Source organism: Paraburkholderia sp. BR13444 (assembly GCF_040948755.1).
In the GTDB taxonomy this organism is placed as follows: Bacteria; Pseudomonadota; Gammaproteobacteria; order Burkholderiales; family Burkholderiaceae; genus Paraburkholderia; species Paraburkholderia youngii.
On record NZ_JBFPKM010000004.1, the window covers coordinates 400,073 to 426,485 of the forward strand.

Here is a 26,413-nt window from a genome sequence, read left to right on the forward strand (position 1 = left end):
GCGTCAATCTGAGCCGATGACGGTTTCTCGTTCCGAGCTACACTGGTTTATATGAACTGAGCCAGGCTGGACATCCTGGCCATCGCTCGGGGAGAGCAGCCATGAATCGGCCACCGCTTCGGTTTCCGCTTCGCGCGACCAGCACCGTGACCGTGCGGAGTTGGCGTTGGCTCAAATGGGGCCTGGCCGCGTTTTTCCTGCTCGCGATGGCGCTGATTGCGCGGCTCGCGCAGATCGAGATTGAGACCTCGCGGCTGCAGGCGCGCTACCTTTCCGAGCTGACCCGCGACGTCGGTTTCTCGGTCGCCGATGGTCCCAGTCATTCCATCCGCTTTCCGCAAGCCGACAAGGGCCCGTACGACGCGCGCCTCGGCTACGCGCTGTTGCCTGCCATTCAGCAGCGCCTGTTGCAGCATGGCTTCGAAATCAGCTCGCAGGCGCGCGATTCAGAACGCATGCTGTCGCTGGCCGATGACGGCCTGTTCCTGCCTTACGACGAAAAAGACACGGCAGGCCTGCAATTGTTCGACGGCACTGGCGTGCCGCTATACAGCGCTCAGTTTCCGGGCCGCGTGTACGACAGCTTCGACGCGATTCCGCCGCTCGTCGTGAACTCGCTGCTGTTCATCGAAGACCGCTATCTGCTCGATCCGGGTCAGCCGAACCGCAATCCAGCGATCGACTGGGGGCGCTTCAGCCGCGCGCTCGTCGACCAGGGCGCGCGCGTTTTCAATCGTCATCAGCAGACGCCGGGCGGCAGCACGCTCGCGACGCAGATCGAGAAATTCCGTCACTCGGCGGGCGGCCGCACCGCGACGCCGCCGGAAAAGCTGCGGCAAATCGCGTCTGCGTCGGTGCGCGCTTATCTGAACGGACCGCAAACGCTGCCCGCGCGCGAACAGATCGTCGTGCACTATTTGAACTCGGTGCCGCTCGCCGCGCAGCCCGGCGTCGGCGAAATCAACGGGATCGGCGATGGTCTCGCCGCCTGGTACGGGCGCGATTTCCGGGAGACCAACCGTCTGCTGAAGGCGCCGTCGACCGACGCGAATCTGCCCGACCAGGGCCTGGCGTTTCGGGAAGTGCTGTCGCTGATGATCGCGCAGCGCGCGCCGTCGTTTTTCCTGCAGCGCGGCTATCCGGAGCTCGAACGGCTGACCGACAGCTATCTGCGGCTGCTCGCGAGTGGCGGCGTGATCACCGCGCAGTTGCGCGACGCGGCGTTGGCGGCGCATGTCGAACTGCACCGCGCGCCGCGCAGCACGCCGGATCTCGGTTCGTTCGTGTCGCGCAAGGCCGTGACGTCGATGCGCTCGCATCTGCTCGCCGCGCTCGGCGTGCGCAGCTTCTATGAACTGGACCGCCTCGACGTGCAGGCGACGGGCACGCTGAACAATGACGTGCAACAGGCCGTCGCCGAGCGCCTCGCCGCCGCCGCGACCAAAGACGGCGCGAAGGCCGCGGGGCTCGTCGGCTACGAAATGCTGCGCGGGTCCGACGATCCGACGCATATCGCCTACAGCTTCACGCTTTTCGAACGGCACGGCGACGCGAACCTCGTGCGCGTGCAGACCGATAGCGTGAACCAGCCGTTCGACATCAATTCGGGCGCGCGCCTGAACCTGGGTTCGACCGCGAAACTGCGCACCGTCATCACGTATCTGCAGATCGTCACCGACCTGCACGCCCGTTACGCCTCGCTGAGCAATGCCGAGCTGAAAGCAGTCACGCCCGATCCGAACGATCGGCTGACGCACTGGGCGATCGACTATCTGCTGCACACGCGCGATCACTCGCTGCAGCCGATGCTCGACGCCGCCGTCGAGCGTAAATACTCGGCGAGCCCCGGCGAAACGTTCTTTACGGGCGGCGGCGCGCAGACCTTCACGAACTTCGAGTCCGACGACAACAGCCGCATCCTGACCGTGCATCGTGCGTTCCAGCATTCGGTGAACCTCGTGTTCGTGCGGCTGATGCGCGATATCGTGCACTATGAAATGGTGCAGACCACCGGGCCGTCGTCGGAATGGCTCGGCGATACAGCGACCCGCAAGATGTATTTGACGCGTTTCGCCGATCAGGAAAGCCGCGTGTATATGAAGCGTTTCTACACGAAGTATCACGGCAAGACGCCCGATCAGCAGATCACGCTCTTGCTTCTCGGCGTACGCAAATCGCCGCCGAAAGTGGCAACCGCTCTGCGCAGCGTCGCGCCGGATCAATCGAACGCCTGGTTCAACAAGATGATGTACGCGGCGCTGAAGAACACCCCGTCGGCTTCGATGCTCGACGACGAAGACCTCGCGAATCTGTACGACAAGTACGGCATCAACCGTTTCAATCTGAACGACCGCGGCTATATCTCCAGCGTGCATCCGCTCGAACTGTGGACGCTGAATTATCTGCGCAAGCATCCCGATGCGACGCTCGCGCAGATCGAAACCGCAAGCCAGGACGTGCGACTGTCCACCTACTCGTGGCTCTTCAAGACGCGCTATCACGCGACTCAGGATCGCCGCATCAAGCGCATGGTCGAACTGCGCGCGTTCGACGCGATCGGCAAATCGTGGCAGGCGCTCGGCTATCCGTTTGCGTCGCTGACGCCGTCGTATGCTGCGGCGATCGGCGCGTCGGGCGATCGTCCGGCGGCGCTCGCGCAACTGATCGGCGTGATCGCGAACGGCGGCAACAAGGTGCCGACCGAAACGCTGACGCAAATCGACTTCGCGAAGGATACGCCGTACGAAACGCATTTCAGGCGCGCGGTGATCGCGCCGCAGCAGCAGGTGTCGCCGGAGATCGCGAGCGAGGTACGGATGCTGCTGCGTGATGTCGTGACGGGGGGTACCGCGAGGCGCCTCGCGCAAGGTATGACGTTCCCGAACGGCGAAACGCTCGAAGTCTATGGCAAGACCGGCACCGGCGATCAGCGCTTGAACGTGTATGCGAAGGGCGCGCGCTTGATCGAGTCGCGCAAGGTGAATCGCAGCGCGACCTTCGTGTTCGCGCTCGGCGACCGCTTCTATGGCACGCTGACAGCGTGGGTGCACGAGCCCTACGCCGCGCGTTACGACTTCACGAGTGCGCTGGCGGTGCAGTTGCTGAAGTCGATGGCTCCGGCGTTGCAGCCGTTGCTCGATAAGCCGGTTCAGAAAACCGTGACGACGGTGCCGGCGCAAGCAGCGACGAAAGTTGCCGCGCACTGAACCGCTTAGCGCTCGTCAAAACCCGCCTCCGACGCCGCCGGCTTCAGAAACAGCTCATGGACCGGTGCGAAATGCCCATAGAGCGGCAGAATCGCACCGCCCATCGCGCGGGCGTCGGCGCCGATCGCGCCTTCCAGCAATTGCGGCCGCACCATCCCTTCCCATTCGAAACGATCGAGCACGCGCTCGGTGCGGCGAATGATCTCGCGCAGCAATAGCCGGTCGAACTCGCCGTCGATCACGACGGCTTCGAGATCGAGCAGCGCGGCCGCGTTGGTCAGCGCGTTTGCGATCGCCGGGCACGCGCTATCGAGCCATTGCTCGGTATGCCGCCACAACTCGGGCAACAGTGCGCGATGATCGTGCGCCGCGGCGGCCGGCGCGCCCGCATCGCTGAACAGTTGTTCGAGCACGAAGCCCGATGCCGCGTGCAGCAACTGCCGCGCGGGTTTGCGTGCGCTGCCTTCGCGCAGCGGGATCGAACCGACCGCGCCGGCGTTGTCGTGCGGACCGCCATGCAGACGGCCGTCGATCACGAGTCCGCCGCCGATGAACGTGCCGACGAACAGATACAGGAAGTTGTGGATGCCGCGGCCCTGGCCCATCACGAGTTCGGCCGCGCACGCGGCCGTGGTGTCTTTGGCGAACTCGACGGGCAGGCCGGTTATCGTCGCGATGCGCGCGCGCAGATCGATGTCGTTCCAGGCTTCGAGCGCGCCGGGCGGCGCGCCGAGAAAGTCGCGCCAGCCGCCGAGCCACAACGGCGCCGCGACGCCGACGCCAACCACTTTGCCGGCCTTCGCACCGAGCGTCTGGTTCACGCGCGCGAGTTTGCTTTCGAGCGCGGGGAACAGCGTTCGCGGGTCGGGATACGCATACTCGAACACGTCGCGGCACACGATGCGCCCGGCGAAGTCCATCGCGAGCACATCGAGACTGCGGCGTCCGACCTTGATGCCGATCGTGTACGCGCCGTCCGCGCGCAACGCGATCGGCACCGACGGCTGGCCGATCTTGCCGCGCACGCGCGCCTGTTTTTCGAGCAGGCCGTCGGCGATCAGCCGATCGACGATCATCGACACCGTCTGCATCGAAAGACGCGTGAGGCGGCCGACCTCGGCCTTCGGCAAGGGTCCATGCAAGCGGATCGTTTGCAGCACGATCCGCTCGTTGAATTGCCGCATGCCGACCTGGTTCGAGCCGACTGTGCGCTTGACCGGCGAACGCGGGCTGGTGCTGGAGGTGTCCATCGTCGTGTATCGGCCTCGTGGCTCAGCGGGTTGAGCGGCGCGTCACGCGATTGCCTTCACGTCGGCTTTCTTCGCGCCGGTCATGATCGCGACCGCTTCCGACATGTGCACGTCCTTCGTATTGACGAGCGCCGCGCGCCGGCCGAGCCGCTGAATATGGATGCGGTCGGCGATCTCGAACACGTGCGGCATGTTGTGGCTGATCAGGATCACCGGCAAACCACGATCGCGCACGCGCCGGATCAGTTCGAGCACCATGTTGCCTTCCTTCACGCCGAGCGCGGCGGTGGGCTCGTCCAGAATCACGACGTGGCGCGCGAACGCCGCGCTGCGTGCCACCGCGACGCCCTGGCGCTGACCGCCGGACAGCGTTTCGACCGCCTGGCGCATCGAGCGGATGCCGATCTGCAAGTCTTTCATGGCCGCGGTCGCTTCGTCGAGCATGCGGCGCTTGTCGATCATCTTGAACAGCGAGCCGCGCCAGCCTGGCTTCAGCAATTCGCGGGCGAGAAACAGGTTTTCGGCGATGCTCATCGCCGGCGCGACCGCGAGTTCCTGGTACACGGTCTCGATGCCTTGCGCGCGCGCGTCGAGCGGACTGCGGAACTTGACTGGTTTGCCGTCGAGCAGAATCTCGCCTTCGTCGGGCACCGTCGCACCGGAAAGCGCCTTGATCAGCGACGATTTGCCGGCGCCGTTGTCGCCGATCACCGCGAGGATCTCGCCGGGCAGCACTTCAAAATCGCAACCGTCGAGCGCGGTCACGTTGCCATAACGTTTGACGAGCCCGCGTGCTTGCAGAACCGGCATCGCGGCGGACGTGGAAGGGGAGGTGGAGGTCAGCATGACAAGGCTCCTGTGCGGGATCAACGGCCGCGGTGCGAGAGTTTATCGGCGGCGACCGCGAGAATCACGAGGATGCCGGTGATCAAGACCTGGTACACCGAGGACACACCGATCAGCGTCAGGCCGTTACGGAACACGCCGACGATCAGCGCTCCGAGCAAGGTGCCGACGATCGACCCGCGTCCGCCGAACAGACTCGTGCCGCCGAGCACGACCGCGGTGATGCTGTCGAGGTTCTCGGTTTGCCCGGCCTGCGGGTCGCCGACGCCGGTGCGCGCTACCGACAGCAGCGCGGCGATGCCATAGATCGCGCCGGCGAGCGTGTAGACGATCAGCAGAATCCGCTGCGACGACAGGCCCATCAGCCGCGCGGCCTCGGCGTTGTTGCCGAGCGCGTACAGATGCCTGCCGGGCACCGTGTCGCGCAGCACGAACCACGTGGCCAGATACATCAGCAGCGTCAGCACGGTGCCGTACGTGACTTCCGCCGGTCCGAGCCTGAACGTGCTGCCGAAGAACATGATCGCGTCGGGCAGGTTCGACACGCTTTCCGCGTTCGAGTAGATCTGCGTGAGCGCAAACGCGATGTTCAGCGTACCCAGCGTGACGATGAACGCGGGAAGCTTGATGCGTGTGATCAACAGACCGTTCAGTAAGCCGAACAATGTGCTGGCGCCGATGCCGCATAGGATTGCGAGAATGGGTGGCACGCCGAGCACGACCGCGAACTTGGTCATGATGATCGAGCCGAAGGCCATCACCATGCCGCAGGACAGATCGATGCCACCGGTCAGCACGATCAGCGTCTGGCCGATCGCGATGACCGCGACGACCATCGTCTGTTGCAGGATCAGCGACAGGTTCTGGAACGATAGAAAGCGGCTGCTCTGCGAAATAAAGAATGCACAGGCCAGCACCAGCGCGATCAACGGTCCGATTTCGGTCAGCGATGGCAGATGCTCGGAGAAAGACGGGCGCGGGCGGCCGGCGGGCGCGGAAGGGGTCGACATGATGGCAGTCCTCGGTACATGAGCGTGACGTGGAAGGTCACGCGGCGAATCAGATGGCGGCCCGCTTACGACGCGCAACGGGCCGCTGTGCAATGCGTGTTACTTGCCCCAGCAGTTATCGAGGCCGAACTTCGTGTCCTTGCTATCGACACCGGACATCGGTTTGTCGGTGATCAGCGTGACGCCGGTGTCCTGATACCCGGAGACCTTCTTGCCGGTCTTCGCGTAATCGACGCCGGCGCTGACGCCGAGCGAGGCCATCTTCAGCGGATACTGCTGCGAGGTCGCCGCGATCGCGCCGGCCTTCACATTGCGCACGCCTTCGCAGCCGCCGTCGATCGACACGATCATCACGCCCTTGTCCTTGCCCGCTGCCTTCAGCGCGCGATACGCGCCGGCCGCGGCCGGTTCGTTGATCGTGTAGACCACGTTGATATCGGGTGCCTTCTGCAGGCAGTTTTCCATCGCGGTCTGGCCTTTCGCCTGATCGCCGCGCGTGTCCTGGCTGCAGACGATCGACGCATCGCCTTCCTTGACACCGAAGCCTTCGAGGAAGCCGTTGTGACGCAGCACGCCGACCGACACGCCCGGTGCGAGATCGAGCGTGGCGATCTTCGCGGGTTTGCCGTTCAGCGCGGCCTTCGCATATTTGCCGATCAGCACGCCGGCCTTGAAGTTGTCGGTCGCGAAGAGGGCGTCGGTCGCGTCTTGCGGATCGGTCGGCGTATCGAGCGCGACGACCATCACGCCGGCCGCGCGCGCCTTCTTGATGCTCGGCACGATCGCCTTGGTGTCGCTCGGCGTGATCAGGATCGCTTTCGCGCCGGCCGTCATCATGTTTTCGATCGCGGTGACCTGGCTCGCGTTGTCGCCGTCGAACTTGCCGGCGGCCGTGATCAGTTTCGCGCCGTCTTTCGACGCGGTCGCGTCCGCGCCCTGGCGCATCTTGACGAAGAACGGGTTCGTATCGGTCTTCGTGATCAGGCCGATGACGGGCTGGTCGGCGGCCTGACTCGCGCTCGCGCACCACAGCGCCGCTGCCGCGGCACACATCGACACGATTGTCCTGACGACAGGACGCCTGTGGGAATTCAGATTCATGAGACGCTCCTCCAGTTATTGGCAACGACGTGTGAGACTGCTGATAGATCGAAACTGCAAAGTTGCTGGGTCGACGTTCGGCGATGACGCTTCGATTCGACGTGGTCCGAACGAAATCACCTAAATCACTTTGGTTGATTTAGTACAGCAGGCGCGCAGCCGATCGTCAAGGAAATGTGAAAGCGGAAATTTGCCGCGCGGCGCACCGCGTGCAGGCTGTAAGCCTTGCGTGGCAAGGCTTTGAAGGCGTGTTGCGGTGCGAAGCAGCGCGTTTGGGCTTCGGGAAAGTCCTGGATCGACTGAAAGCTATTTGAAGCCTGAGCGATGGCTTTTAAACACATTTCGCGGCACGTAACGCGCATTTTCGGGGTTCGCTGAATCCAGAGGCGAGGTCGCGGCGGAACGGCACTTGCTCGCGTCGACAGAACGTGAACCTGTCGGAGAGACCCATGCCTTCGCATTGGTGGCAGCGACGACTCGGCTCCCGCGCATCGCTGAGCGCCGCCGCGCTCGTGATCGGCGTTCTGTACGCGGGCAGCACGATGGTCACGCCGCTTTATCCGCTCTATCAACGCCGGTTCGGCTTGTCCGAGCTGACGATCACGCTCGTGTACGCGACCTACGTGATCGGCAACCTCGGCGCGTTGTTTTTATTCGGTCGCGTATCCGACCAGGCCGGCCGTCGATCGGTCACTTTGCTGGTGCTCGCAGCCGCGATCGCGAGCACGATGTGCTTTCTATTCGCCACGCATGCGACGTGGCTCTTCGTCGCCCGAGCGGCAAGCGGACTTGCGATCGGCGTCGGTGCCGCCACGGCGACCGCGTGGATCGCGGAATTGCACGCCGGCGCCGACAAGGCGCCCGCCAGCCGTCTTGCTGCGGCGGTCAATCTGGCCGGGCTCGGAGTGGGACCGCTGCTGACCGGACTGCTCGCGCAGTTCGCGCCCTGGCCGTTGCACACGGTGTTCGTCGTTTATCTGTTGACGCTTCTGGTCACCGCGGCGTTGGCGGCGCTCGCATGCGAAACCGTGCAGGAGCGCGCCCGGACGTTTGCACAGGTGTCGTTCGCGCCACGCATCGGCGTACCCGCGCGCTTGCGCGTGGCATTCGTCGTGCCTGCCGTCACCGCATTCGCGACCTTCGCGCTGCTCGGCTTTTTCGCGGCGCTGCTGCCCAATCTGATCGCGAACAGCATGCATCTGCACAGCCCCGCACTGAGCGGGGCGCTCGTCGCCGAACTGTTCGCCGCGAGCACGATCACCGTGATGGTCACGTCGAAACTCGCCGCCCGCACCGCGATGTTCAACGGTCTGTGGCTGTTGCCGCCGAGTCTGGCGTTGCTGCTGTGGGCGCAGGTCGCCGCGTCGATCGTGGTGCTGAGCGCGGCGACGGCGTTGTGTGGCATCGCAGCCGCGCTCGGGTTTCGCGGCAGCTTGCAGGAGGTCAACCGGATCGCGCCTGCGGACCAACGCGCCGAATTGCTATCGGCGTATCTGCTGTGCTGTTACACCGGCAACTCGTTGCCGGCGGTCGGCATAGCGCTGCTGTCGACCCGGGTCGGGCATTTGTGGGCCAACGTCGCGTTCGCGGCGGTGTCCGCGGGCTTGGCCTGCATTGCGTTGGCGGTCGGTGCGCGTGTGCCTCGTCACGCGAGTTGATGCGCGGCAAGCCGGCTGAGCGTCGGCGACTACACGTTGCGTCGTGGCTGCTACTGCCACATCAACGCGAGCGGGGCGCGGCCGTCGATGCGCGCACGACCAGTTTCGGCTCGGACGAAATCCGCATCGGCACGTGCGCTGGCACGTCCCCCACGGCGCGTCCAGCTTGTCCGTACGACGTCTCGATCAGCTCGCGCAGCAGTTCCACCGCAAGTCCCGCTACCTCGACCGTCGGTACTGCCACCGTCGTCAGCGCGGGACGCGACTCGCGCGCGAGCTGGATGTCGGTGATGCCGATCACAGACAGATCGTGCGGCACGCGCAGGCCGAGGTCCGCCGCCGCGTGCATCGCGCCGAGCGCGGGCAGGTCGTTGGTCGCGAAGATCGCACTCAGCTGCGGATCGGCTTCGAGCAGCGCGCGCGTCGCAAGGTAGCCGCCGTGGATCGTGTCGACCGCGTGCCGCACGCGATTCCTCGTCACGCCGACCGCACGCAACGCGTCGACGAAACCCTCGTAGCGCGCCGCGTGAATGCCCGACGCCTTGCTGCCGACGATCGCACCAAAGCGCCGATGCCCGAGTTCGAGCAGATGCTCGCCGGCCAGCTTGCCGGCCAGCCGGAAATCGACCGCGACGCACGGCAACCCGGGCGGCTCGCTGGGCCGCTCCCACATGCACAGCACGACTGGTGTGCCGCGCGCTTCGGTCTTGTGCAGATCGGCGAAATCCAGGTTCGCGTTGGTCACGAGCACACCTTCGGAAAGCGTGCCGGCGATCTGGTCGAGGTACGCGCGGCCACTCAGCGGATCCTCGTTCGTATTGCAGATGATCACGAAGTGGCCGCTCGCGCGCGCGGCGCGTTCGACCGCGAGCGCAAACTCCGGATAGAACGGATTCGCGATGCTCGACACCATCAGCGCAAGCGTCGGCGCGCGCCCTTCGGCGAGCGCGCGCGCGGCGAGATGCGGGCGATAGCCGAGCGCCGCGACCGCGTCGAGCACGCGTTGCCGCGTCGCTGCGCCGACGCGGCCGCGATTGCGCAGCACGTTGGACACCGTGGCAGGCGTGACGCCGGCATGACGCGCGACTTCGCTGAGTGTAGGCATGGTAAGGTCAGTATTTGGGATGGCTGTCCGGCATTTGCATCGCGGCGCGAGGCGCGGCAACATCTGCCCTCGAACCAAGTACAAAACGATATCGGAGACAGACCCAACGACCGCCTTGCGGTCGATTTTTTCGGTCACGCTGATTAAGCGCTTAATCTCCGACTTCGCGCCGATTAAATCACGGAGTCGATGCAATGGCGAGCATTTCGTTACGAGGCGTGCAGAAGGCGTATGGCGACGGTGCGCCAGTGATTCGCAACGTCGATCTGGACATCGGTGAAAACGAGTTCTGCGTGTTTCTCGGCCCGTCGGGCTGCGGGAAATCCACGCTGCTGCGCATGATCGCCGGACTCGAAGACGTGACCGACGGCGACCTGTCGATCGGCGGGAAGATCGTCAACGACGTGCCGGCCGCGCAACGCGGCGTCGCAATGGTGTTCCAGAGCTATGCGCTGTTTCCGCACATGAGCGTGTTCGAGAACATGGCGTTCGGCCTGAAACTCGCGAAGACCCCGAAGGATGAAATCGAGCGCAAGGTGCGTGAAGCCGCGCGCATCCTGCAACTCGAGGCACTGCTCGAGCGCAAGCCGAAGGCGCTGTCGGGCGGGCAGCGGCAGCGCGTCGCGATCGGCCGCGCGATCGTGCGCGAGCCCGGCGTGTTTCTCTTCGACGAACCGCTGTCCAATCTCGATGCAACCTTGCGCGGACAAACGCGCGTCGAGATCGCACGCCTGCATAAGCAGTTCGCGAAGGCGAGCGTGGTCTACGTGACGCACGATCAGATCGAAGCGATGACGCTCGCCGACAAAATCGTGCTGCTGCATTCGGGCAAGGACACCGAGCGCTACGGCAGCATCGCGCAGATCGGCGCGCCGCTCGAGTTGTATCACCGCCCGAAAAGCCGCTTCGTGGCCGGCTTTATCGGCTCGCCGCGAATGAATTTCCTGCCGGGCAAGGTGGCCTCGCTCGATGTGCAAGGCGTGCTCATCACGCTCGATCACACCGGCGAGGACGTGCGCGTGCCGGTCAGCAGCGCGGGCTTGCAGCCAGCGCAGCCGGTCACGCTCGGCGTGCGTCCCGAGCATCTGGAGTTCGTCGATGCATCGGCCGCGTCGCAAGACGGCGTGCTCGCGCGCACCGTATCGCTCGTCGAGCAGCTTGGCGAACACAGCTACGTGCACCTCGATCAACCCGGCGGGGCCGTGCTGATCGCGAAGGCGCCGGGCAACACGCGCCTGGCTCCAGGCGATCGCGCGAACTTGCGGGTGCCGCGTACCGCCTGTCATCTGTTTACCGAGGACGGCTTCGCGGCCGCGTCGCTCGAATCCGTCGAACACTACGCTTGAAGAACATTGGGGACACAGGGATGCGTTTAGGAGTCTGTTATTACCCGGAGCACTGGCCCGAGTCGATGTGGGAAGACGACGCGCGCCGGATGAAAGCGCTCGGCATCGAGCAGGTGCGAATTGCAGAATTCGCGTGGAGCCGCATCGAGCCGACGCCCGGCGAATACGATTGGGGCTGGCTCGATCGAGCCGTCGACGTGCTCGGCGCGGCTGGCCTGAAAGTCGTCATGTGTACGCCAACCGCGACACCGCCGAAGTGGCTGATCGATCGTCATCCGGATATCCTGCCGGTCGGCGCCGATGGACGCCCACGCGCGTTCGGCTCGCGGCGTCATTACGACTTCTCGTCGCCCGCGTATTTCGAGGCGTCGCGCCGTATCTGCACGGCGGTGGCCGAGCGCTACGGCAAGCATCCGGCGGTCGCTTTCTGGCAGACCGATAACGAATTCGGCTGTCATTACACGGTGGTCAGCTATTCGCCGGCCGCGGTCACACGCTTTCGCGAGTGGCTGAAGGCGCGTTATCAGACGATCGAGGCGTTGAACGAAGCATGGGGCACGGTGTTCTGGAGCATGGAGTACCGCGGCTTCGAAGAAATCGACGCGCCGGTTGGCACCGTGACCGAGGCGCATCCGTCGCATCGGCTCGACTACCGGCGCTTCGCATCCGACGAAGTGGCGCGCTACAACCGCATGCAGGTCGAGATCATCCGCGCGCATTCGCCGGGCCGGCCGGTCGCGCACAACTTCATGCAGCTTTTCGCCGAGTTCGATCACTACAAGGTCGCGGCCGATCTCGACGTCGCGACGTGGGACAGCTATCCGCTCGGCGCGCTCGAAGAACAGTGGTTCGCGCCGGACATCAAGGCGCGCTGGTTGCGTACCGGTCATCCGGATTTCGCGTCGTTCAATCACGACGTGTATCGCGGCATGTCGAAGCTGCCGCTGTGGGTGATGGAGCAGCAGCCGGGGCCGGTGAACTGGGCGCAGTGGAACCCGGCGCCGCTGCCGGGCATGGTGCGGCTGTGGAGCTGGGAAGCGTTCGCGCACGGCGCGGGCTGCGTGTCGTATTTCCGCTGGCGTCAGGCGCCGTTCGCGCAGGAGCAGATGCATGCGGGGCTCAATACGCCCGATAACCGGCTCGACGTCGGCGGCAATGAAGCCTCGCAGGTGGCATCGGAAATTCACAAGGTGCTCGCGGCGAATGCCGATGCGAATGCGTCGATTCGCTCGAAAGTCGCGCTCGTCTACGACTACGAAGCGAAGTGGCTGTTCGAGATTCATCCGCAGGGCGCGGATTTTCACTATCCGCGCTTCGCGTTCGAGTACTACTCGGCTTTGCGCGCGCTCGGACTCGACGTCGATGTCGTGCCGGCCGATGCATCGTTCGATGGCTATAGCCTCGTCGTCGTGCCGCCGCTGCCGGTGGTGCCCGACGATTTCGCCGAACGTCTCGCGCGCTCGGGCGCGCAAGTCGTGCTCGGCCCGCGCACCGGATCGAAGACGCGCGACCTGCGGATTCCGGCGAATCTGCCGCCTGGCGCATTGACGTCGGTGTTGCCGCTGCGGGTGTGGCGTGTCGAATCGATGCGACCGAACGTGACCGAAGCGGTAGTGCTCGAACAGCAGGGCGGTGCCGCCGATGGCTTCGCGCGACACTGGCGCGATTTCATCGACAGCGATGCATCGTCCTCATTCGACGTGCGCGCGCATTTCACGGACGGTCATCCCGCGTACGTGCGAAGCGGCGCGTTCCACTACCTCGCGAGCCTGTTCGACGACGCGTTGACCGTGCGCCTGTTCGCACGGATCGCGCAGGAAGCGGGCCTCGAAACCCAGGCACTCGGCGACAGCGTGCGCGTCAGCCGTCGCGGCGGACTGACCTATGTGTTCAACTATGGCGATCGAAGCCACACGCTCGACAATATTTCCGACGACGCATTCGTGATCGGCTCCCGGGAGGTGGCGCCGCAAGGGGTAGCGATCTACCGCTCGTGATAGAAGTCTGGCCTAGGCAATTCCACGCAGTCATTCGAAACAGAAGCGACAACGACGTAAAAACCATGGAATGAAGGAGACAGTCAGGATGAAACTGAAACCACGCAAGATTCTGGTGGCGCTCGCGCTGGCCGCGGTTGCCGCGGGGACCACGGTCGTCAGCACCGCTCAGGCGAGCACGCTCGCGATGAACATCGCTTTCAAGGGCGCGAGCCAGCGCGCGGTGTGGCAGCAGGTGGTCGACGAGTTCAAGAAGGCGCATCCCGGGATCGACGTGAAGGTGTCGTTCATCGACGAGGAGGCTTACAAGGTTCAGTTGCCGGGTTGGCTTTCGACTGTCGCGCCCGATATCGTCAACTGGCACGACGGCGAGCGTATGGCGTATTACGCGCAGCGCGGCCTGTTCGAGGATCTGACCGGCGACTGGCAGAAGAACGGCTGGAACGAGATGTATGCGTCGACGAAGGAAGCATCGTCGTACAAGGGCAAGCAGTATGCCGCGCCGACCGTGTACTACTCGTGGGGGATGTTCTATCGCAAGGACCTGTTCGACAAGGCCGGCATCAAGGGCGAGCCGAAAACGTGGGACGAGTTTCTCGACGCCGCGAAAAAGCTGAAAGCCGCCGGCATTACGCCGATCGCGGTAGCGGGCCGCGATGCGTGGACGCTGGCGGGCTGGTTCGATTACCTCGATCTGCGTCTGAACGGCAATGCGTTCCATCAGAAGCTGATGGCCGGCGAGATTCCGTACACCGATCCGCGCGTGAAGAAGGTCTATACGACGTGGAAGCAGCTGATCGACGACGGCTACTTCATCAACAATTCACTGTCCTACGATCTCGACGCGGTGCAGCCGTTCCTGTTCCAGGGCAAGGCCGGCATGATGCTGATGGGGACGTTCATTGCGGCGGGTTTCCCGGACAACGTGAAGCCGCAAATGGGGTACTTCCAGTTCCCGATCATCGACTCCAAGGTGCCGACCGCCGAGGATGGGCCGGTCGAATCGCTGCATATTCCGTCGAAAGCGAAGAACAAGGCCGATGCGCACACGTTCCTTGCATTCGTCGAGACGCCCGAGATCGGCGCGCAAATCGCAAAGGGACTCGGCTCGTTGTCGGCGAACAGCAAGTCGCCGGAGCCGGAAGATCCGATTTCGAAGATCGGCTTCCAGATCCTGTCGAATACGAAGGGCGGTATCGCGCAGTTCTACGATCGCGACATGACGAAGGAAATGGCCGACGAAGGGATGAAGGGGATGCAGCAGTTCGTCTCCGATCCGTCGAAACTCGACGACATCCTCGCGCAGCTCGAGCAGACGCGTCAGCGTATCTACAAGAAGTGAGCGGCGGCGGCCGCAAGGCCGCTGTCCGACGCATTGCGTTGTATCAGATCGGATCGGGAGATTGATCGTGTCGCATTCCGTCAGCCGTCATAGCGTCGACGGTCCTGTTGAATCCGGTGGGCCGAGCTTGCCGGCGCCGGGCGGGGCGCTGGGCGGCGCACCCGTCGCGTCGCGCCGGCGCGGCCCGACGCCGACCGCGCGGCGGCAGCGCCGCGCCGCGTTCCTGTTTCTCGCGCCGGCCTGTTTCATGGTGGCCGTGTACGTGGTGTGGCCGATTCTCTCGACGATCCGCCTGAGCTTCTTCAACTGGGACGGGATGACCGAGCCGACCTTCATCGGTCTCGCGAACTATATCGAGCTGGTCCATACGCCGACGTTCTACACGGCACTGAGAAACAACCTGATCTGGCTCGTACTGTTTCTGCTCGCACCGCCAATGGGGCTCGCCGTCGCGCTGTATCTGAACCAGGCGGTGGCCGGTATCCGCATCGTCAAGTCGCTGTTTTTCGCGCCGTTCGTGTTGTCGGGCGTGGTGGTCGGACTGATCTTTTCGTGGTTCTACGATCCGACCTTCGGCCTGCTCGCGATGATGCTCGGCCGCGGCGTGCCGGTGCTCGGCGATCCGCGCTATGCGACCTTCGGCATCGTGTTCGCGGCACTGTGGCCGCAAACCGCGTATTGCATGATTCTTTATCTGACCGGCTTGACCACGTTGAACGCCGAGCAGATCGAAGCCGCGCGAATGGAAGGCGCGCAGGGGTGGTCGATGCTGTGGCATGTGATCCTGCCGCAGTTGCGGCCCACGACGTTCATGGCGATCGTCGTGACGATCATCGGCGCGCTGCGCAGCTTCGATCTGATTTCGGTGATGACGGGCGGCGGTCCGTTCGAAAGCTCGACGGTGCTTGCCTACTTCATGTACGACCAGGCAATCAAGTATTACCGCATCGGCTATTCGGCGGCGATCGCGGTGGTGCTGTTCGGCATCATGCTCGTGTACATCGTCTATCACCTGCGGCGGATGCTGCGCGCCGAGCAATAAGGAGCCGCTGATGTTTCCGATTCCGATCGACAAATGGAAGCCGGCCACGCGCCGTGCATACAAACTGACGTTGCCGATCGCACTCCTGATCTGGCTGCTGCCGATGATCGCGGTGCTGATCACGTCCGTGCGTTCGACCGAAGAACTGAGCGAGGGCAACTACTGGGGATGGCCGAAGCACTTCGCGATGTTCGACAACTATCGCGAGGCGTTGACGACGTCGCCGATGCTGCATTACTTCTGTAACAGCGTGCTGATCACGGTGCCTTCGGTAGTGGGCTCGATCGCACTCGCGGCGATGGCGGGCTTTGCATTGGCAATCTATCGCTTTCGTGGCAATTCGACGTTGTTCGCGACGTTCGTCGCGGGCAACTTCGTGCCGATCCAGGTGTTGATGATTCCGGTGCGCGATCTGTCGTTGCAACTCGGGCTGTTCAATACCGTGAGCGCGCTGATTCTGTTTCATGTGTCGTTCCAAACCGGCTTTTGCGCGCTGTTTCTGCGCAACTTCATCAAGCAGCTGCCGTTCGAACTGGTCGAGGCGGCGCGCATCGAAGGGGCGAACGAATGGACCGTGTTCTTCAGGATCGTGCTGCCGCTGATTCGTCCTGCGCTCGCGGCGTTGGCGATCCTCGTGTTCACGTTCGTGTGGAACGACTATTTCTGGGCCCTCTGTCTGACGCAAGGCGATGACGCCGCGCCGATCACGGTCGGCGTGGCCGCGCTGAAAGGGCAGTGGACGACCGCGTGGAATCTCGTTTCGGCGGGATCGATTCTGGCGGCGCTGCCATCGGTGATGATGTTCTTTGCGATGCAGAAGCATTTTGTCGCGGGACTGACGTTCGGCGCGACGAAGGGGTGAAGATGTTGGCGCGTGGCGATGCTGCGCAGAGAAGGGTTGCCCGCGCAAGCGGGCTTTTTTTCGTGCTCGATTGCTGCCCGCCCGCTGGCTTATCCATCAACACGTGAACGATTTCCACTGACGCGGAACGTTCTACCGCATATTGCTTGAAGAGTTTCCGATTGGATTCGAGCGCGGATTCGGCCGCGCACAATACCGCACCTTAACAACGCAACTTCTGCTACCGGTATTGCTGCTACCCCTATCTCTGGTTTGTCGAGGTCATGGCCCGTGCGAAACATTCGCTGGGAAAACCAGGTCACGGCCGCAAATTCACCCGCTCGCCGTCCATCGGATAAGATACGGCCCGCCATGCATTTTTAGAACGGAAGGAGTGGTTTCAAATGATCGAACCGAGCAACGCTTTCAAGGAAAATCTCGCCAGAATGCCGGCAATCGACGGCATCGCACGCATCGATCTGGTCAACGGCAGCGGTGCCGTGGTCGCTAGCATCGAGAACAAACCGGGCAAGCAGGGCTCGCTCGCGGTGTACAACTACCTGCGCGGCGCGTTCGGCACGCTCGACGCGAAGGCGGCCGAACACGGCCTCGCGCTGTTCGCCGAGCATACGGCCGACGCGCGCAACCGTCCGGGCGCCCATCCGAACGTCGATCACCTGCTGGCGATTGCCGCCGGCGGCGAGGCATTGCGCATCGACGTGGTTCCGGCAGCTTAAGGCCGCTCGAGTCTTTTCCGCTTCCACAAGCTAGACGTTTTCCTACCGCTGTCGCAAATTCCGACGCCCCGGCGACGGGATTTGCGGCCTGCCAGCGCTGATTGCCCGGTAAAAACCCTCGTTTTTCTCGAACCCCCCGGATTAGCTTCAGATTCGGCTTCTGTTCGGCGAATTGAAACGCCGGGGGGCGGCGCACACTGAGTTCGTCCCGTCGCGTATACCGCGCTTTTCCGTCAGGAGCCCCGGATGTCTTCCCGTCACAACAAACCCCGCCGGTTCGACGCCGACCTGCCTGAACTCACCACCTCGGAATGGGATCAGCCGACGCTGGGTCCTGACGACCTCGCAATGCGCGAACTGCAACGCGGTTCCGAAGCTATCCTGCGTCTCGCCACCCAGGCACACGCGGCCGTCGCCCGAAGCGACGAAGCGGGTGCGCAAGCCGCGCGCCAATCGCTCGAAACGCAGCTGACGTTCACCACCGCCCTGATCGATGAGCTGCTGTTCGGTGCGCCCGAGCGCTCCACGCTGCATTGACGGCGAACGCGGCAGCAAACACAGTACTAACCCGCAGTCCCGAAGTTCCGGAAGCTGACATGAGCGCTTTGACCGTCTTTCTTTGCATCTGGGCCATGGTCGCGTTTTGCGCGGTCCTGTTCATCCGCGGCGCGAGTCCGCGCGTCGAGCGTGAGGTACAACAGCCGCGCGCCCGCCCGTCGCGCTATGCGATCGCCGAGTGACGCGCACGTCCGACGACGCCGAATCAACGGGGTAACATGAAGAGCACCGGCGCCACTGCCGGCCGGCACCGACGATGTTCCCCCCGGAGGTTCTCGTATGGACACACATTCGATTCTCGGCATGCTGCATGCCGAAGAGGCTTTGCTGGTCTCCATCGTGCGGTCGCTGCCTGACGACATCAAGCGCAAAATCGCCAACGATTTTCACGAGCAGGCGGAACTCGCCGAAAGCTCGCATCTGAATCCCACCACGAACCGCGAAACGAGCGACGCATTCAAGGCCCATGTCCGGCGTCTGTCGAACATGCTTGCTTCGTTGTCTTGACTCGGCCGCGATCTGTCGCGCGATCTGAAAGCTGGCGACCGCGTGAGCGCCGTCTTCGACACCAGTAGCGGCAACGGCAAAGACGCAGCGCGCGAACCGCTCGCGGTGCGCATCGTACGAGGCTCGACCGCGCACGACGTGTTCCTTCACAAGAATCCGCAAGGTCAACCGCTCTACTACTCGAAAGACGGCGTCAGCACGGGCCCGCGTTCGAGCGACCTGCCGCAGAAGAAGGCGCTTGCCGCCGATGAATTGCGGCAGTTCGAGTTGCGGGTCGCGCAATTGACCGCGCTGCTGTAAGCCATTTGTCGTCTCAACTTTGCGACAGACCGGTCCGCGTGACCCAGGTACTCTTTCGTCGCATCGCGCTCCGGCGATCGTGGCCGATACGTGTCGCAAACCTTGACCTGTCAATCCGCGTTCGGGTATTCCCGCGCGCGTCGAACGACGTGTGCGCACAAGCACGAACTCGTCGGAACATTCGCGCGGCGTTTCATTTCCGATGCATTGCGTGCGATCAGGGCCGCCTCAAAGTGCATCGGTACGCATCCGTCCATACGTGGCAACGCTTTGTCCCAGCATGGCATAGCCGTTGCAATAAGTCCGGCACAAGAACTACACATGTTGCAGCCGGAATTTCACGCAGTGAATAAATGCCGACGGCAGCAAACGTCTTCGCGATTCGCGCTCGGGGAGCTTGGCGCAACATGCGAAGTACGGCGGGGCCACCACCAAACGGATGTCGACAAACAACGACGACGCAAGCGGACGATACGGCTGTATTTAACGTCCGCTCGCGATCGTGACGGCGTGAAGCGATGACCCCGCCATTTTTTCCGTGCTTGCGGGTGCAGCCGAATGCGCGGCGGCCCGAGCGAAAGGGCGCTTGCGCGCGGACCAGCGGACTGCGAAGATCATGCTAACGCTCCTCTACACGGTATGCAGCCGCTGCATCAGGGAATGCCATGTTAGCGTCGAGTCCGTTTCCGGCATTGCTGCACCACGCGAGCCTGTGGCTGCAAGGCTATGCGCTCGTGCTGGTCATGATGGGACTCGGCGCGTTGCTCGAGCGCCGCTGGCCGGCCGCATTGCTGCAATCGCGCGCGGGGCAGCGTCTGAACATGGCGTACGCGGGCCTGTATCTGGCGTTGGTTGAAGCCACGAAGCCGCTGACCGCGGCCGCCAGCGTCGCGATCGTGAATGCATTCGGCGGCGGCATGGTGGTGCTGGTGTCGCACGGGTGGGGCGCGCTCGCTTCGTTCGTGATCGTACTGTTGACGATCGATTGCCTCGAATACGCGTTTCATCGCTTGCAGCACACGTGGCCCATCTTGTGGAAGCTGCATTCGCTGCACCATAGCGCGGTGGATTTCAACGTGACGATCACGTTGCGGCATCACTGGATCGAAGTGCTCATCAAGGGCTGCCTGCTTTATCCGCTCGTCGGCGTACTGTTCAAGGTCGAGCCGTGGATCGTCGGTGCGACTTCGATCGTGTTCATGTTCGGCAACTACTTCGCGCATCTAAATTTGCGTGTGGACCTCGGCCGCTACGTCACGTGGGTCAACAATCCGCAGTATCACCGTTTGCATCACTCGATTCGCGCCGAGCATCTCAATCACAACTTCACGCAGCTATTGCCGATGTGGGATCACGTGTTCGGCACGCGCTGGGTGCCAGCGAAACACGAGTGGCCCGCCACCGGTCTCGACGATGGCACGCAGCCGAGCTCACTGCTCGGCGCGTTCAGCTGGCCATTGGGTCAGCATGCGGGACGCGATGCGTTACGCGTTCGCAAGCCGCTTGCCGTGCTCGACAAGAAAGCGAAATAGCACTGGCTAAGCGGGTTGCGCGCCGCGCACCGCCTTGCCGCCCAGCAGCGACACGATCAGCGTGGCCATGACGAGCACACCCAACGCCGCGCGCAAGCCGAGCACGCCGGCGCCGAAACCGATCAGCGGCGGCCCGACCAGAAAGCCCGCATAGCCGAACGTGGCCGCCATCGACACGCCGATCGCCGGCGTTGCGCTCGAACGGCCCGCCGCGCTGAAAATCACCGGAACGATATTCGCGAGACCGATGCCGACCATCGCGAAGCCGACGCAGGCGGTCAGCACCGTCGGCAGGCTCAGCACCAGCGCGAGTCCGGCGAACGCGATCAGACCGCCGAGCGCGACGACCTTGCTCGAGCCGAAGCGTCGCACCGACGCATCGCCTGCGATCCGGCACGCCGCCATCGAAAACGCGAACGCGGAGTAGCCGATCGCGGCAATGCTCGCTTCCTGGTTCAACGCGGAGCGCAGGTACACCGCGCTCCAGTCGGCTACCGCGCCTTCCACGAGCATGCACATGAACGCGAGCAGCGCCAGTTTCATCACGCCGCTGTCGGGCCATGCGAAGCCGCTCGACGCGGCGGCCGCGCGCGGACCGATATCGCGTAGCGCAAACCATGCAGCGAAAATGATCAGGGCCGCGATGAACAGATCGGGGACGAGCAGCCCGCCCAGGACGCCGACGCCGCCTTTCTGCAGCATCGCGCCGCTCGCCGCGCCAAGCAGGCCGCCCGCGCTCCACGCGGCATGAAACGACGACATGATCGGCGCGCGCCAGCGTGTTTCGATCGCGCTCGCATGTCCGTTCATCGACACGTCGAGCGCGCCGTTCGACGCGCCGAGCGCAAACAGCACCACGCACAACGTCAGCATGCCGGGCGCGACCGCGGGCAACGGCAGCGCGATCGCGAATGCCGCGCCGAGCAGCGCGGTGGCGCGGCCGCTGCCGACGCGCGGCGCGAGCTGTCCCGCGAGCGGCATCGCAACGATGGCGCCGAGTGCGAAGCAGAACAGCGCGATGCCGAGCGAGGTGTCGCTGAGCGCCAGGCTTTCCTTGATGCGCGGCACCTCGACAGCCCATGCGCCGATGCCGAAACCGTTGGCGAGAAAGACGGCGAGCGTCGCGATGCGTTCCCTGGCGAGTGAGTTCATGGGCGTGCCACCATCACGTTATCGCAGACGGCCTTGAGGCTCGCGATACGCGCGCCCGGTACGTCCGCTTCGACGAACAGATAATCGACCGACGAAGCCGGCGCTACCGCGAACGGCGCCGCCGTGATCAGCTTTTCCGAGGTCAGCGCGATGGCGATCTGGCCGCTCGCTTTGACCATCGCGCGTTTCAGTTCTGCATCTTCAGCGTGGAATGCGGCGACGCCTTCGTCGGGATCGAAGGCGCAGGCGCCGAGAAAACAGAGATCCGCGCGGATCTGCTGGACCTGCAGCAGCGCGGTCGCGCCGAGCGAGCCCGCTGCGCCCCCGGCGATGCGGCCGCCGATCAGTATCACGTCGATCCCGGGTCGGTTCAGCAGCCGCGCGCACGCGTCGGGCGAATTGGTGACGACGGTCAGGCCGGCGTTGTCGGGCAGCGCCGCCGCGATCGCGACGTTCGTCGAACCCGCGTCGAGCAGCACGATCTGCTTCGGACGAACGATCGACACGGCCGCCGCGGCAAGGCGTGCCTTGCGATCGACGGCCTCGTGCATGCGCAGCGCCGCGGGTTTGTCTGCTGGCGACATCAGCAGCGCACCGCCATACACCCGCTTGCAGTGGCCTTGATCCGCGAGATCGCGCAGATGGCGACGCACCGTGTGCTCGGAGATCTGCAACTCGGCGGCAAGCTCGGCCGCGAGCACGCGACCATGCGTGCGCAATCGCTCCAGAATCAGCGCTTCGCGCTGCTCGGGCAGTAGCCCGTTGATCGCTTCTTCCCGGGTTCGCTGCATGGGTCTCGTCTCCGTTTCGGTGCAAACCGATCATAAACGAGCAAAATGTATCGTAAACGCTTGTGAAGCGCAAGCGGAGCCTGACGCGGCTTGCCTTGGCTTCAGGCGACTTCGTTCAATTCCGGTCGCGAGCCACGGCCGAAAACCAGCCGGTCGAGCAGCCACACCGCGACGAGCGTCGCGCCCATCAGCGGGAACACGACGCCGAGCAGCACGAGGCCGGCTTTCCAGCCACGCATCGGCGGCGCGGCGCGCTCGCGCGACGGCGCGCCGAGCGAGCGTTGCGGCCGGCGTTTCCACCACATCACGAAGCCGCTCACAGCGAGCGCGGCAAGGCCGAGCGAAATGGCCGCGCACAGTATCTGATTCGCGACGCCGAAGTAGCGCCCCATATGCAGCGACGTGCCGTACGACACGGCCTTCGCGATCGCCCCGTAATCGCCGTAGCGAATGTCCTTCAGGATCGCGCCGCTGTATTGGTCGACGTACAGCGTGCGTTCGTCTCGCGGATTCGCGGGGAACCAGGAAAGTGTGTAGACGCCGGTTGCGGAATTCGGCAGCACGATGCTGTAGCCGTCCGAGATGCCGAGCGACGCGGCGAGCGCAACGATATGACCGATTGACAGAGGCTGTGCCGCGTCGCTGTTCGAGGAAGAGGGCACGCTGGAGTTGCCCGCGGCCCACGGCGTCAGCGGCAACGGCAGATCGTCCATCACCATGCCGGGCATCGAGTCCATGTCGGCATGCGTGGCATGCGCGCTCGTGCCGCTCGCGTGGTCGGCCTGGTCTGATTGGGCTCCTGGCACGATGGAGCGCAATGGCAAACCGCCCCACGCGCCCGGCGGCGCGCCCAGCTTCGTCGCGGTCGCAAACGCCTTGAACTGCTTGCCCCATGAGCCGGTCCACGGCAGACCGGTACATACGAACGCCAGCGCGCCCAGCGCGAGCCAGATGCCGATCACCGCGTGAAGACTTTTCCATAGCGGACGTCCTTTCAGCGCGAGGCGCGGCAGCAGCACAGCGCGCGCGGTCGTTTTGCCGCGCGGCCACCATAGCGCGATGCCGGTGCCGATCATCACGAGCGTCCAGCATGCGGCCAGTTCCATCAGCAGCTCGCCGGGCTTGCCCAGCAGCAGCTTGCGATGAATCATGCGATCCACCTGCATCAAGCGACGCTCGACGCTCAGCGTGCCCAGCACATCGCCGTTGTATGGATTCAGATAGACGCTCTGCTGCGTGCCGTCCGCGAGCCGGAACACGAATTCGGCGCTGCGTTGCGGATCGCGTGTGATCACGGCGGTCGTCGCGACCGAGCCGGGCGGCATCGCCGCGCGCGCTCGCGCGAGCAGCACGCTGTCGGGCAGTCTCGGCACCGCTTGCGGTGCGACGACCATGTGCTGCCGATACAGCAGCGGTTCGATTTGCGGCTGGAAGCAATACAGCGTGCCGGTGATGGCGAGCACGAGCGGAAACGGCATCACGAAGAGGCCCGCATAAAAATGCCAGCGCCACAGTGTTCTATAGCCTTGATGTGCGGGGCCGCTGGCGGCGGCAGCGGCCGTACTGTTCTGCGCGCGTACGGGTTCGGCGGTTGGAGTCGTGGACATGAAATCCTCGTCGGGCAAATGGGGCGATGGGTTACTCAGAGATGCAGCTTCGCTTCCACATAAAACGTGCGGCCCGGATACGGGTGGTAGACGAAGTAGCGCGCGTCGAACAGGTTGTCGACGCCGATGCCGAGTTCGCTGAGCTTCGTCGGCTTGAACGTGAACTTCGCGTCGGCGACCGTGTAGGTGCTGGTGCCGCCGAACACGTTCGGGTTCGTGTCGGTATTCGTCAGCGTGTTGTACTGACGGCCCGAGTAACGCGCGGCGAGCGTCAGCGCCGCTCGCGCGTCGAAGCGATACGTCGCGGCAAGATTCGCGCGCCACAGCGGAATGCGGTAAAAGTACTTGCCGACCGAGGCCGGATTCTGAGCGTTTTCGAGGATCTTCGACTGCGTGTACGCGACGCTCGCGAGCAGATCGAGTCCGCGCACGAACACGTCTTCGCCCGAGTAGCTCGTTTCGACGCCGCGCGAGCGAACCTTGCCGATGTTCTGGAAGTTCGTCACGTTCGGGATCACGGTGGTGTCGGTCTGACTGAAGATCGTGTTCTTCACGTCGTCCTGAAACAGCGACAAGCGGAACACGCCATTCCAGTGCGCCCATTCGGCGCTCAGTTCTTTCGACAGATCGTCCTCGGGCTGCAGATGCGGATTGCTGTTCACGATCGCGGAGCCATTGATTTGCCCCTGGAACAGTTCGCTCGCGGTCGGAAAGCGCAAAGCGCGACCGATCGACGCGCGTAAAGTCAAATCGTCGCTGGCATCGAACGACAGCGACGCCTTCGGCGAAAAGTGACGCTGGCTGGCGTCGCTGTACGCGATCGTCGCGCCGGGCAGCGACTGCGCGCCGTCGTAGGCTTGCCAGTCTTCATAGCGCACGCCGTAGACGAGCTTCCAGCGCGGCAGAAAGCGCCATGCGTCCTGCGCGGGTGTTGCAACCAAAGCCGGCACGAAAGCAGGCACGAGCGCGGGCCAACGAACGGAACGGCGAGCCGCGCGATGAGCGGAACAGACAGCGTCACGACGGACGCAAAAAGACAGCCTTCGCAGCGCGAAGTTGAACATGAGCGTTTCCTCGATGCATTGAACAGGCAGTCGCAGGCTTCGTCGACATGAGCGACGAAGGCGCGATCAGAACCGGCAGCGATCAGGAAACGACAGGTGGCGCGCGCGGACGTCCCGACGGGAACGCGCCCAGCGGCGTGAAGCGGGTGGACAGCGTGGGCGGCGCGGTGCCGGCCAGCGGCAGCGCGGCCGGCGGCTCGGCGGCGGCGAGCGTCGGCATCGCGACGTGATGTTCGAGCAGATGACAGTAGCCGCAGGCACCGAATGCATCGTCGTGGCTCAGATGCACGGAGGCGGGACTGGTTTGAGCGACGACGCTCGCATCGCTGATATCGCTCGCGCCGCTCGGATGAAGCGCCGAACACAGCACGGCAATCGGCTCGTGGCCGCGGCTCGATTCGAGCAACTGACTGATGAGCGGCGCGAACACGCCGAGCCACATGGCGACGAGGCCAAGCCATGCGGTCAGGCGGTTGCGGGAGCGTCGAGTCATGAGCGTCGAAGAAAAGACGGGGGCGATTCTAGCATCACCACGCGATCCTCTCATTCGTAGTGTCAGGTATAGCGCCGTGGTATCCGCACACGCTGCGTCTGTTCCGGCGCGCGCCAGGGGAAGACTGGGCGAGCTCGGTCCAGCGCGTGCGGCAGGCGTGCGTCGAGCGATTCGGCGGCGCGCTATGACGCCTCGGTGAGCTGCATGTGATACAGGCCCCACGGCGAGAGTTCGAAGCGGTCCTTCAGCGGCTTGGCCGCGAGTTCGGGAATCTGATCCGCGTCGTAGATCGCCCATAACGGCCCCACGCCACCGAGCGCCAGCGGCTTGCCGTCCATTTGCGTCGCGACGATGAAGTGATACTCACGCACCTTGTCGAGCGTCGTCTGCACCGCGTAGCCGTCGACCGCGTGCATGACGATTTGCGTGCTGCCTGCATCCGGTGCGCCGATATGCGCGAGCACGTCGGTCAGCAGCGGGCCGCTGAACGTATGCAGGTGCGCATCGTATTCGATCGTCGGATGGATCGTCACGGATTTCATGCTGGCGAGCAACGGCAGATCGACGCCATACGCTTGCGAAAACTTCACCTGGTGCTTCGCCAGCAGTTGATCGAAAGCCGGATTGAGCGCGCCGCGATTGCTGTTCCTGATCGCACCGGAGATCGTCAGGAGAACTGGAGACGGCGCGCATTCGGCATGCTCGCGCTTTGCGCCGAATGCGGGCGCGACCGCCGCGCCCAGCACCGTGGCGCTGGTCAGGAACTGGCGTTTGTTCATTACGTTTTCTCCGGGTGTCGATGAGGCTTGGCGTGGTGACTTGAGCGCTCTTTTATTGTCGGAGAATTGCCGCCGAAGATGATACGGCGATGCTTCATTTACACGTCGTTCGCTATGCTCTTTCCGCATGCGATTCACGGCGGAACTGG

24 protein-coding genes and 1 pseudogene are annotated in these 26,413 nt (G+C 64.0%); 13 read left to right on the forward strand and 12 right to left on the reverse strand.

Going from position 1 to position 26,413, the window contains the following annotated elements:
* Positions 1-101: 101 nt before the first annotated feature.
* Positions 102-3,206 (forward strand): transglycosylase domain-containing protein, encoded by a 3,105-nt coding sequence (locus AB3X95_RS14455; protein ID WP_368621658.1) that lies wholly within the window; start codon positions 102-104, stop codon positions 3,204-3,206.
* 5 nt (positions 3,207-3,211) lie between these two features.
* Here AB3X95_RS14455 and AB3X95_RS14460 read toward each other — a convergent pair whose 3' ends face one another.
* The 5 genes from AB3X95_RS14460 to AB3X95_RS14480 all read right to left on the reverse strand — a co-directional run bounded on the left by AB3X95_RS14460 (position 3,212) and on the right by AB3X95_RS14480 (position 7,754).
* Positions 3,212-4,456 carry an ROK family transcriptional regulator gene (locus tag AB3X95_RS14460; protein ID WP_368621659.1) on the reverse strand — a complete coding sequence of 415 codons (1,245 nt, stop codon included), beginning with the start codon at positions 4,454-4,456 and terminating at the stop codon, positions 3,212-3,214.
* 42 nt (positions 4,457-4,498) lie between these two features.
* A complete protein-coding gene (locus AB3X95_RS14465; protein WP_217709874.1) occupies positions 4,499-5,302 on the reverse strand; it encodes an ATP-binding cassette domain-containing protein in 804 nt (267 codons plus the stop codon).
* 20 nt (positions 5,303-5,322) lie between these two features.
* On the reverse strand, positions 5,323-6,312 hold the full coding sequence (locus AB3X95_RS14470) for an ABC transporter permease (RefSeq protein ID WP_176106521.1): 990 nt from the start codon (positions 6,310-6,312) through the stop codon (positions 5,323-5,325).
* 99 nt (positions 6,313-6,411) lie between these two features.
* Complete coding sequence (locus AB3X95_RS14475; RefSeq protein ID WP_176365958.1) at positions 6,412-7,413, reverse strand: sugar ABC transporter substrate-binding protein; 1,002 nt, start codon at positions 7,411-7,413, stop codon at positions 6,412-6,414.
* Positions 7,414-7,538: 125 nt separating this feature from the next.
* Positions 7,539-7,754 carry a hypothetical protein gene (locus tag AB3X95_RS14480; protein ID WP_368621660.1) on the reverse strand — a complete coding sequence of 72 codons (216 nt, stop codon included), beginning with the start codon at positions 7,752-7,754 and terminating at the stop codon, positions 7,539-7,541.
* Positions 7,755-7,862: 108 nt separating this feature from the next.
* Here AB3X95_RS14480 and AB3X95_RS14485 point away from each other — a divergent pair, with 108 nt between their 5' ends.
* On the forward strand, positions 7,863-9,071 hold the full coding sequence (locus tag AB3X95_RS14485; RefSeq protein ID WP_176365957.1) for an MFS transporter: 1,209 nt from the start codon (positions 7,863-7,865) through the stop codon (positions 9,069-9,071).
* 61 nt (positions 9,072-9,132) lie between these two features.
* Here the strand turns inward: AB3X95_RS14485 and AB3X95_RS14490 are convergent, their stop codons facing one another.
* On the reverse strand, positions 9,133-10,176 hold the full coding sequence (locus tag AB3X95_RS14490; protein ID WP_368621661.1) for a LacI family DNA-binding transcriptional regulator: 1,044 nt from the start codon (positions 10,174-10,176) through the stop codon (positions 9,133-9,135).
* A 194-nt stretch (positions 10,177-10,370) separates the two neighbouring features.
* Here AB3X95_RS14490 and AB3X95_RS14495 point away from each other — a divergent pair, with 194 nt between their 5' ends.
* The 11 genes from AB3X95_RS14495 to AB3X95_RS14545 all read left to right on the forward strand — a co-directional run bounded on the left by AB3X95_RS14495 (position 10,371) and on the right by AB3X95_RS14545 (position 20,378).
* Entirely contained in the window at positions 10,371-11,522 is a 1,152-nt protein-coding gene (locus AB3X95_RS14495) for an ABC transporter ATP-binding protein (protein WP_368621662.1), read from the forward strand.
* Between the two features lie 20 nt (positions 11,523-11,542).
* A complete protein-coding gene (locus tag AB3X95_RS14500) occupies positions 11,543-13,519 on the forward strand; it encodes a beta-galactosidase (protein WP_368621663.1) in 1,977 nt (658 codons plus the stop codon).
* Between the two features lie 88 nt (positions 13,520-13,607).
* Positions 13,608-14,861 carry an ABC transporter substrate-binding protein gene (locus AB3X95_RS14505; protein WP_176120231.1) on the forward strand — a complete coding sequence of 418 codons (1,254 nt, stop codon included), beginning with the start codon at positions 13,608-13,610 and terminating at the stop codon, positions 14,859-14,861.
* Between the two features lie 67 nt (positions 14,862-14,928).
* Complete coding sequence (locus tag AB3X95_RS14510; RefSeq protein ID WP_176120232.1) at positions 14,929-15,903, forward strand: carbohydrate ABC transporter permease; 975 nt, start codon at positions 14,929-14,931, stop codon at positions 15,901-15,903.
* A 10-nt stretch (positions 15,904-15,913) separates the two neighbouring features.
* Positions 15,914-16,765, forward strand: a complete 852-nt coding sequence (locus tag AB3X95_RS14515) for a carbohydrate ABC transporter permease (protein ID WP_176120233.1) — start codon at positions 15,914-15,916, stop codon at positions 16,763-16,765.
* A gap of 383 nt (positions 16,766-17,148) precedes the next feature.
* Positions 17,149-17,481: a DUF2322 family protein gene (locus tag AB3X95_RS14520; RefSeq protein WP_368621664.1), complete on the forward strand. Its 333-nt coding sequence runs from the start codon at positions 17,149-17,151 to the stop codon at positions 17,479-17,481.
* A 246-nt stretch (positions 17,482-17,727) separates the two neighbouring features.
* Positions 17,728-18,018 carry a hypothetical protein gene (locus AB3X95_RS14525; protein WP_176120235.1) on the forward strand — a complete coding sequence of 97 codons (291 nt, stop codon included), beginning with the start codon at positions 17,728-17,730 and terminating at the stop codon, positions 18,016-18,018.
* Positions 18,019-18,077: 59 nt separating this feature from the next.
* Positions 18,078-18,221 carry a hypothetical protein gene (locus AB3X95_RS14530; protein ID WP_176120236.1) on the forward strand — a complete coding sequence of 48 codons (144 nt, stop codon included), beginning with the start codon at positions 18,078-18,080 and terminating at the stop codon, positions 18,219-18,221.
* Positions 18,222-18,318: 97 nt separating this feature from the next.
* Entirely contained in the window at positions 18,319-18,546 is a 228-nt protein-coding gene (locus tag AB3X95_RS14535; RefSeq protein ID WP_176106509.1) for a hypothetical protein, read from the forward strand.
* A gap of 42 nt (positions 18,547-18,588) precedes the next feature.
* Positions 18,589-18,846 (forward strand): hypothetical protein, encoded by a 258-nt coding sequence (locus tag AB3X95_RS14540; protein WP_254905737.1) that lies wholly within the window; start codon positions 18,589-18,591, stop codon positions 18,844-18,846.
* Positions 18,847-19,511: 665 nt separating this feature from the next.
* Complete coding sequence (locus AB3X95_RS14545; protein WP_368621665.1) at positions 19,512-20,378, forward strand: sterol desaturase family protein; 867 nt, start codon at positions 19,512-19,514, stop codon at positions 20,376-20,378.
* A 6-nt stretch (positions 20,379-20,384) separates the two neighbouring features.
* On the opposite strand, the gene AB3X95_RS14550 is transcribed toward AB3X95_RS14545, so the two are convergent.
* The 6 genes and pseudogenes from AB3X95_RS14550 to AB3X95_RS14575 all read right to left on the reverse strand — a co-directional run bounded on the left by AB3X95_RS14550 (position 20,385) and on the right by AB3X95_RS14575 (position 26,264).
* Positions 20,385-21,530, reverse strand: coding sequence for an MFS transporter (locus AB3X95_RS14550; RefSeq protein WP_368621666.1), 1,146 nt, complete (start codon positions 21,528-21,530; stop codon positions 20,385-20,387).
* A complete protein-coding gene (locus AB3X95_RS14555) occupies positions 21,527-22,321 on the reverse strand; it encodes a DeoR/GlpR family DNA-binding transcription regulator (protein ID WP_368621667.1) in 795 nt (264 codons plus the stop codon). Before AB3X95_RS14555 ends, AB3X95_RS14550 begins: the two co-directional genes overlap by 4 nt.
* Positions 22,322-22,422: 101 nt before the next feature.
* Positions 22,423-23,928: a PepSY-associated TM helix domain-containing protein gene (locus AB3X95_RS14560; RefSeq protein ID WP_368621668.1), complete on the reverse strand. Its 1,506-nt coding sequence runs from the start codon at positions 23,926-23,928 to the stop codon at positions 22,423-22,425.
* Positions 23,929-23,963: 35 nt separating this feature from the next.
* Positions 23,964-24,854 (reverse strand): annotated as a pseudogene (locus AB3X95_RS14565) (TonB-dependent receptor); the annotation flags it as partial.
* 220 nt (positions 24,855-25,074) lie between these two features.
* On the reverse strand, positions 25,075-25,485 hold the full coding sequence (locus AB3X95_RS14570; protein WP_368621669.1) for a DUF2946 domain-containing protein: 411 nt from the start codon (positions 25,483-25,485) through the stop codon (positions 25,075-25,077).
* A gap of 182 nt (positions 25,486-25,667) precedes the next feature.
* On the reverse strand, positions 25,668-26,264 hold the full coding sequence (locus tag AB3X95_RS14575; protein WP_176106505.1) for a molybdopterin-dependent oxidoreductase: 597 nt from the start codon (positions 26,262-26,264) through the stop codon (positions 25,668-25,670).
* Positions 26,265-26,413: the final 149 nt, after the last annotated feature.

Coding starts and splice junctions, on each gene's coding strand:
- AB3X95_RS14455 (WP_368621658.1), top strand. CDS start 102: ATGAATCGGCCACCGCTTCGGTTTCCGCTTCGCGCGACCAGCACCGTG.
- AB3X95_RS14460 (WP_368621659.1), bottom strand. CDS start 4,456: ATGGACACCTCCAGCACCAGCCCGCGTTCGCCGGTCAAGCGCACAGTC.
- AB3X95_RS14465 (WP_217709874.1), bottom strand. CDS start 5,302: ATGCTGACCTCCACCTCCCCTTCCACGTCCGCCGCGATGCCGGTTCTG.
- AB3X95_RS14470 (WP_176106521.1), bottom strand. CDS start 6,312: ATGTCGACCCCTTCCGCGCCCGCCGGCCGCCCGCGCCCGTCTTTCTCC.
- AB3X95_RS14475 (WP_176365958.1), bottom strand. CDS start 7,413: ATGAATCTGAATTCCCACAGGCGTCCTGTCGTCAGGACAATCGTGTCG.
- AB3X95_RS14480 (WP_368621660.1), bottom strand. CDS start 7,754: ATGTGTTTAAAAGCCATCGCTCAGGCTTCAAATAGCTTTCAGTCGATC.
- AB3X95_RS14485 (WP_176365957.1), top strand. CDS start 7,863: ATGCCTTCGCATTGGTGGCAGCGACGACTCGGCTCCCGCGCATCGCTG.
- AB3X95_RS14490 (WP_368621661.1), bottom strand. CDS start 10,176: ATGCCTACACTCAGCGAAGTCGCGCGTCATGCCGGCGTCACGCCTGCC.
- AB3X95_RS14495 (WP_368621662.1), top strand. CDS start 10,371: ATGGCGAGCATTTCGTTACGAGGCGTGCAGAAGGCGTATGGCGACGGT.
- AB3X95_RS14500 (WP_368621663.1), top strand. CDS start 11,543: ATGCGTTTAGGAGTCTGTTATTACCCGGAGCACTGGCCCGAGTCGATG.
- AB3X95_RS14505 (WP_176120231.1), top strand. CDS start 13,608: ATGAAACTGAAACCACGCAAGATTCTGGTGGCGCTCGCGCTGGCCGCG.
- AB3X95_RS14515 (WP_176120233.1), top strand. CDS start 15,914: ATGTTTCCGATTCCGATCGACAAATGGAAGCCGGCCACGCGCCGTGCA.
- AB3X95_RS14520 (WP_368621664.1), top strand. CDS start 17,149: ATGATCGAACCGAGCAACGCTTTCAAGGAAAATCTCGCCAGAATGCCG.
- AB3X95_RS14525 (WP_176120235.1), top strand. CDS start 17,728: ATGTCTTCCCGTCACAACAAACCCCGCCGGTTCGACGCCGACCTGCCT.
- AB3X95_RS14530 (WP_176120236.1), top strand. CDS start 18,078: ATGAGCGCTTTGACCGTCTTTCTTTGCATCTGGGCCATGGTCGCGTTT.
- AB3X95_RS14535 (WP_176106509.1), top strand. CDS start 18,319: ATGGACACACATTCGATTCTCGGCATGCTGCATGCCGAAGAGGCTTTG.
- AB3X95_RS14545 (WP_368621665.1), top strand. CDS start 19,512: ATGTTAGCGTCGAGTCCGTTTCCGGCATTGCTGCACCACGCGAGCCTG.
- AB3X95_RS14550 (WP_368621666.1), bottom strand. CDS start 21,530: ATGAACTCACTCGCCAGGGAACGCATCGCGACGCTCGCCGTCTTTCTC.
- AB3X95_RS14555 (WP_368621667.1), bottom strand. CDS start 22,321: ATGCAGCGAACCCGGGAAGAAGCGATCAACGGGCTACTGCCCGAGCAG.
- AB3X95_RS14560 (WP_368621668.1), bottom strand. CDS start 23,928: ATGTCCACGACTCCAACCGCCGAACCCGTACGCGCGCAGAACAGTACG.
- AB3X95_RS14570 (WP_368621669.1), bottom strand. CDS start 25,485: ATGACTCGACGCTCCCGCAACCGCCTGACCGCATGGCTTGGCCTCGTC.
- AB3X95_RS14575 (WP_176106505.1), bottom strand. CDS start 26,264: ATGAACAAACGCCAGTTCCTGACCAGCGCCACGGTGCTGGGCGCGGCG.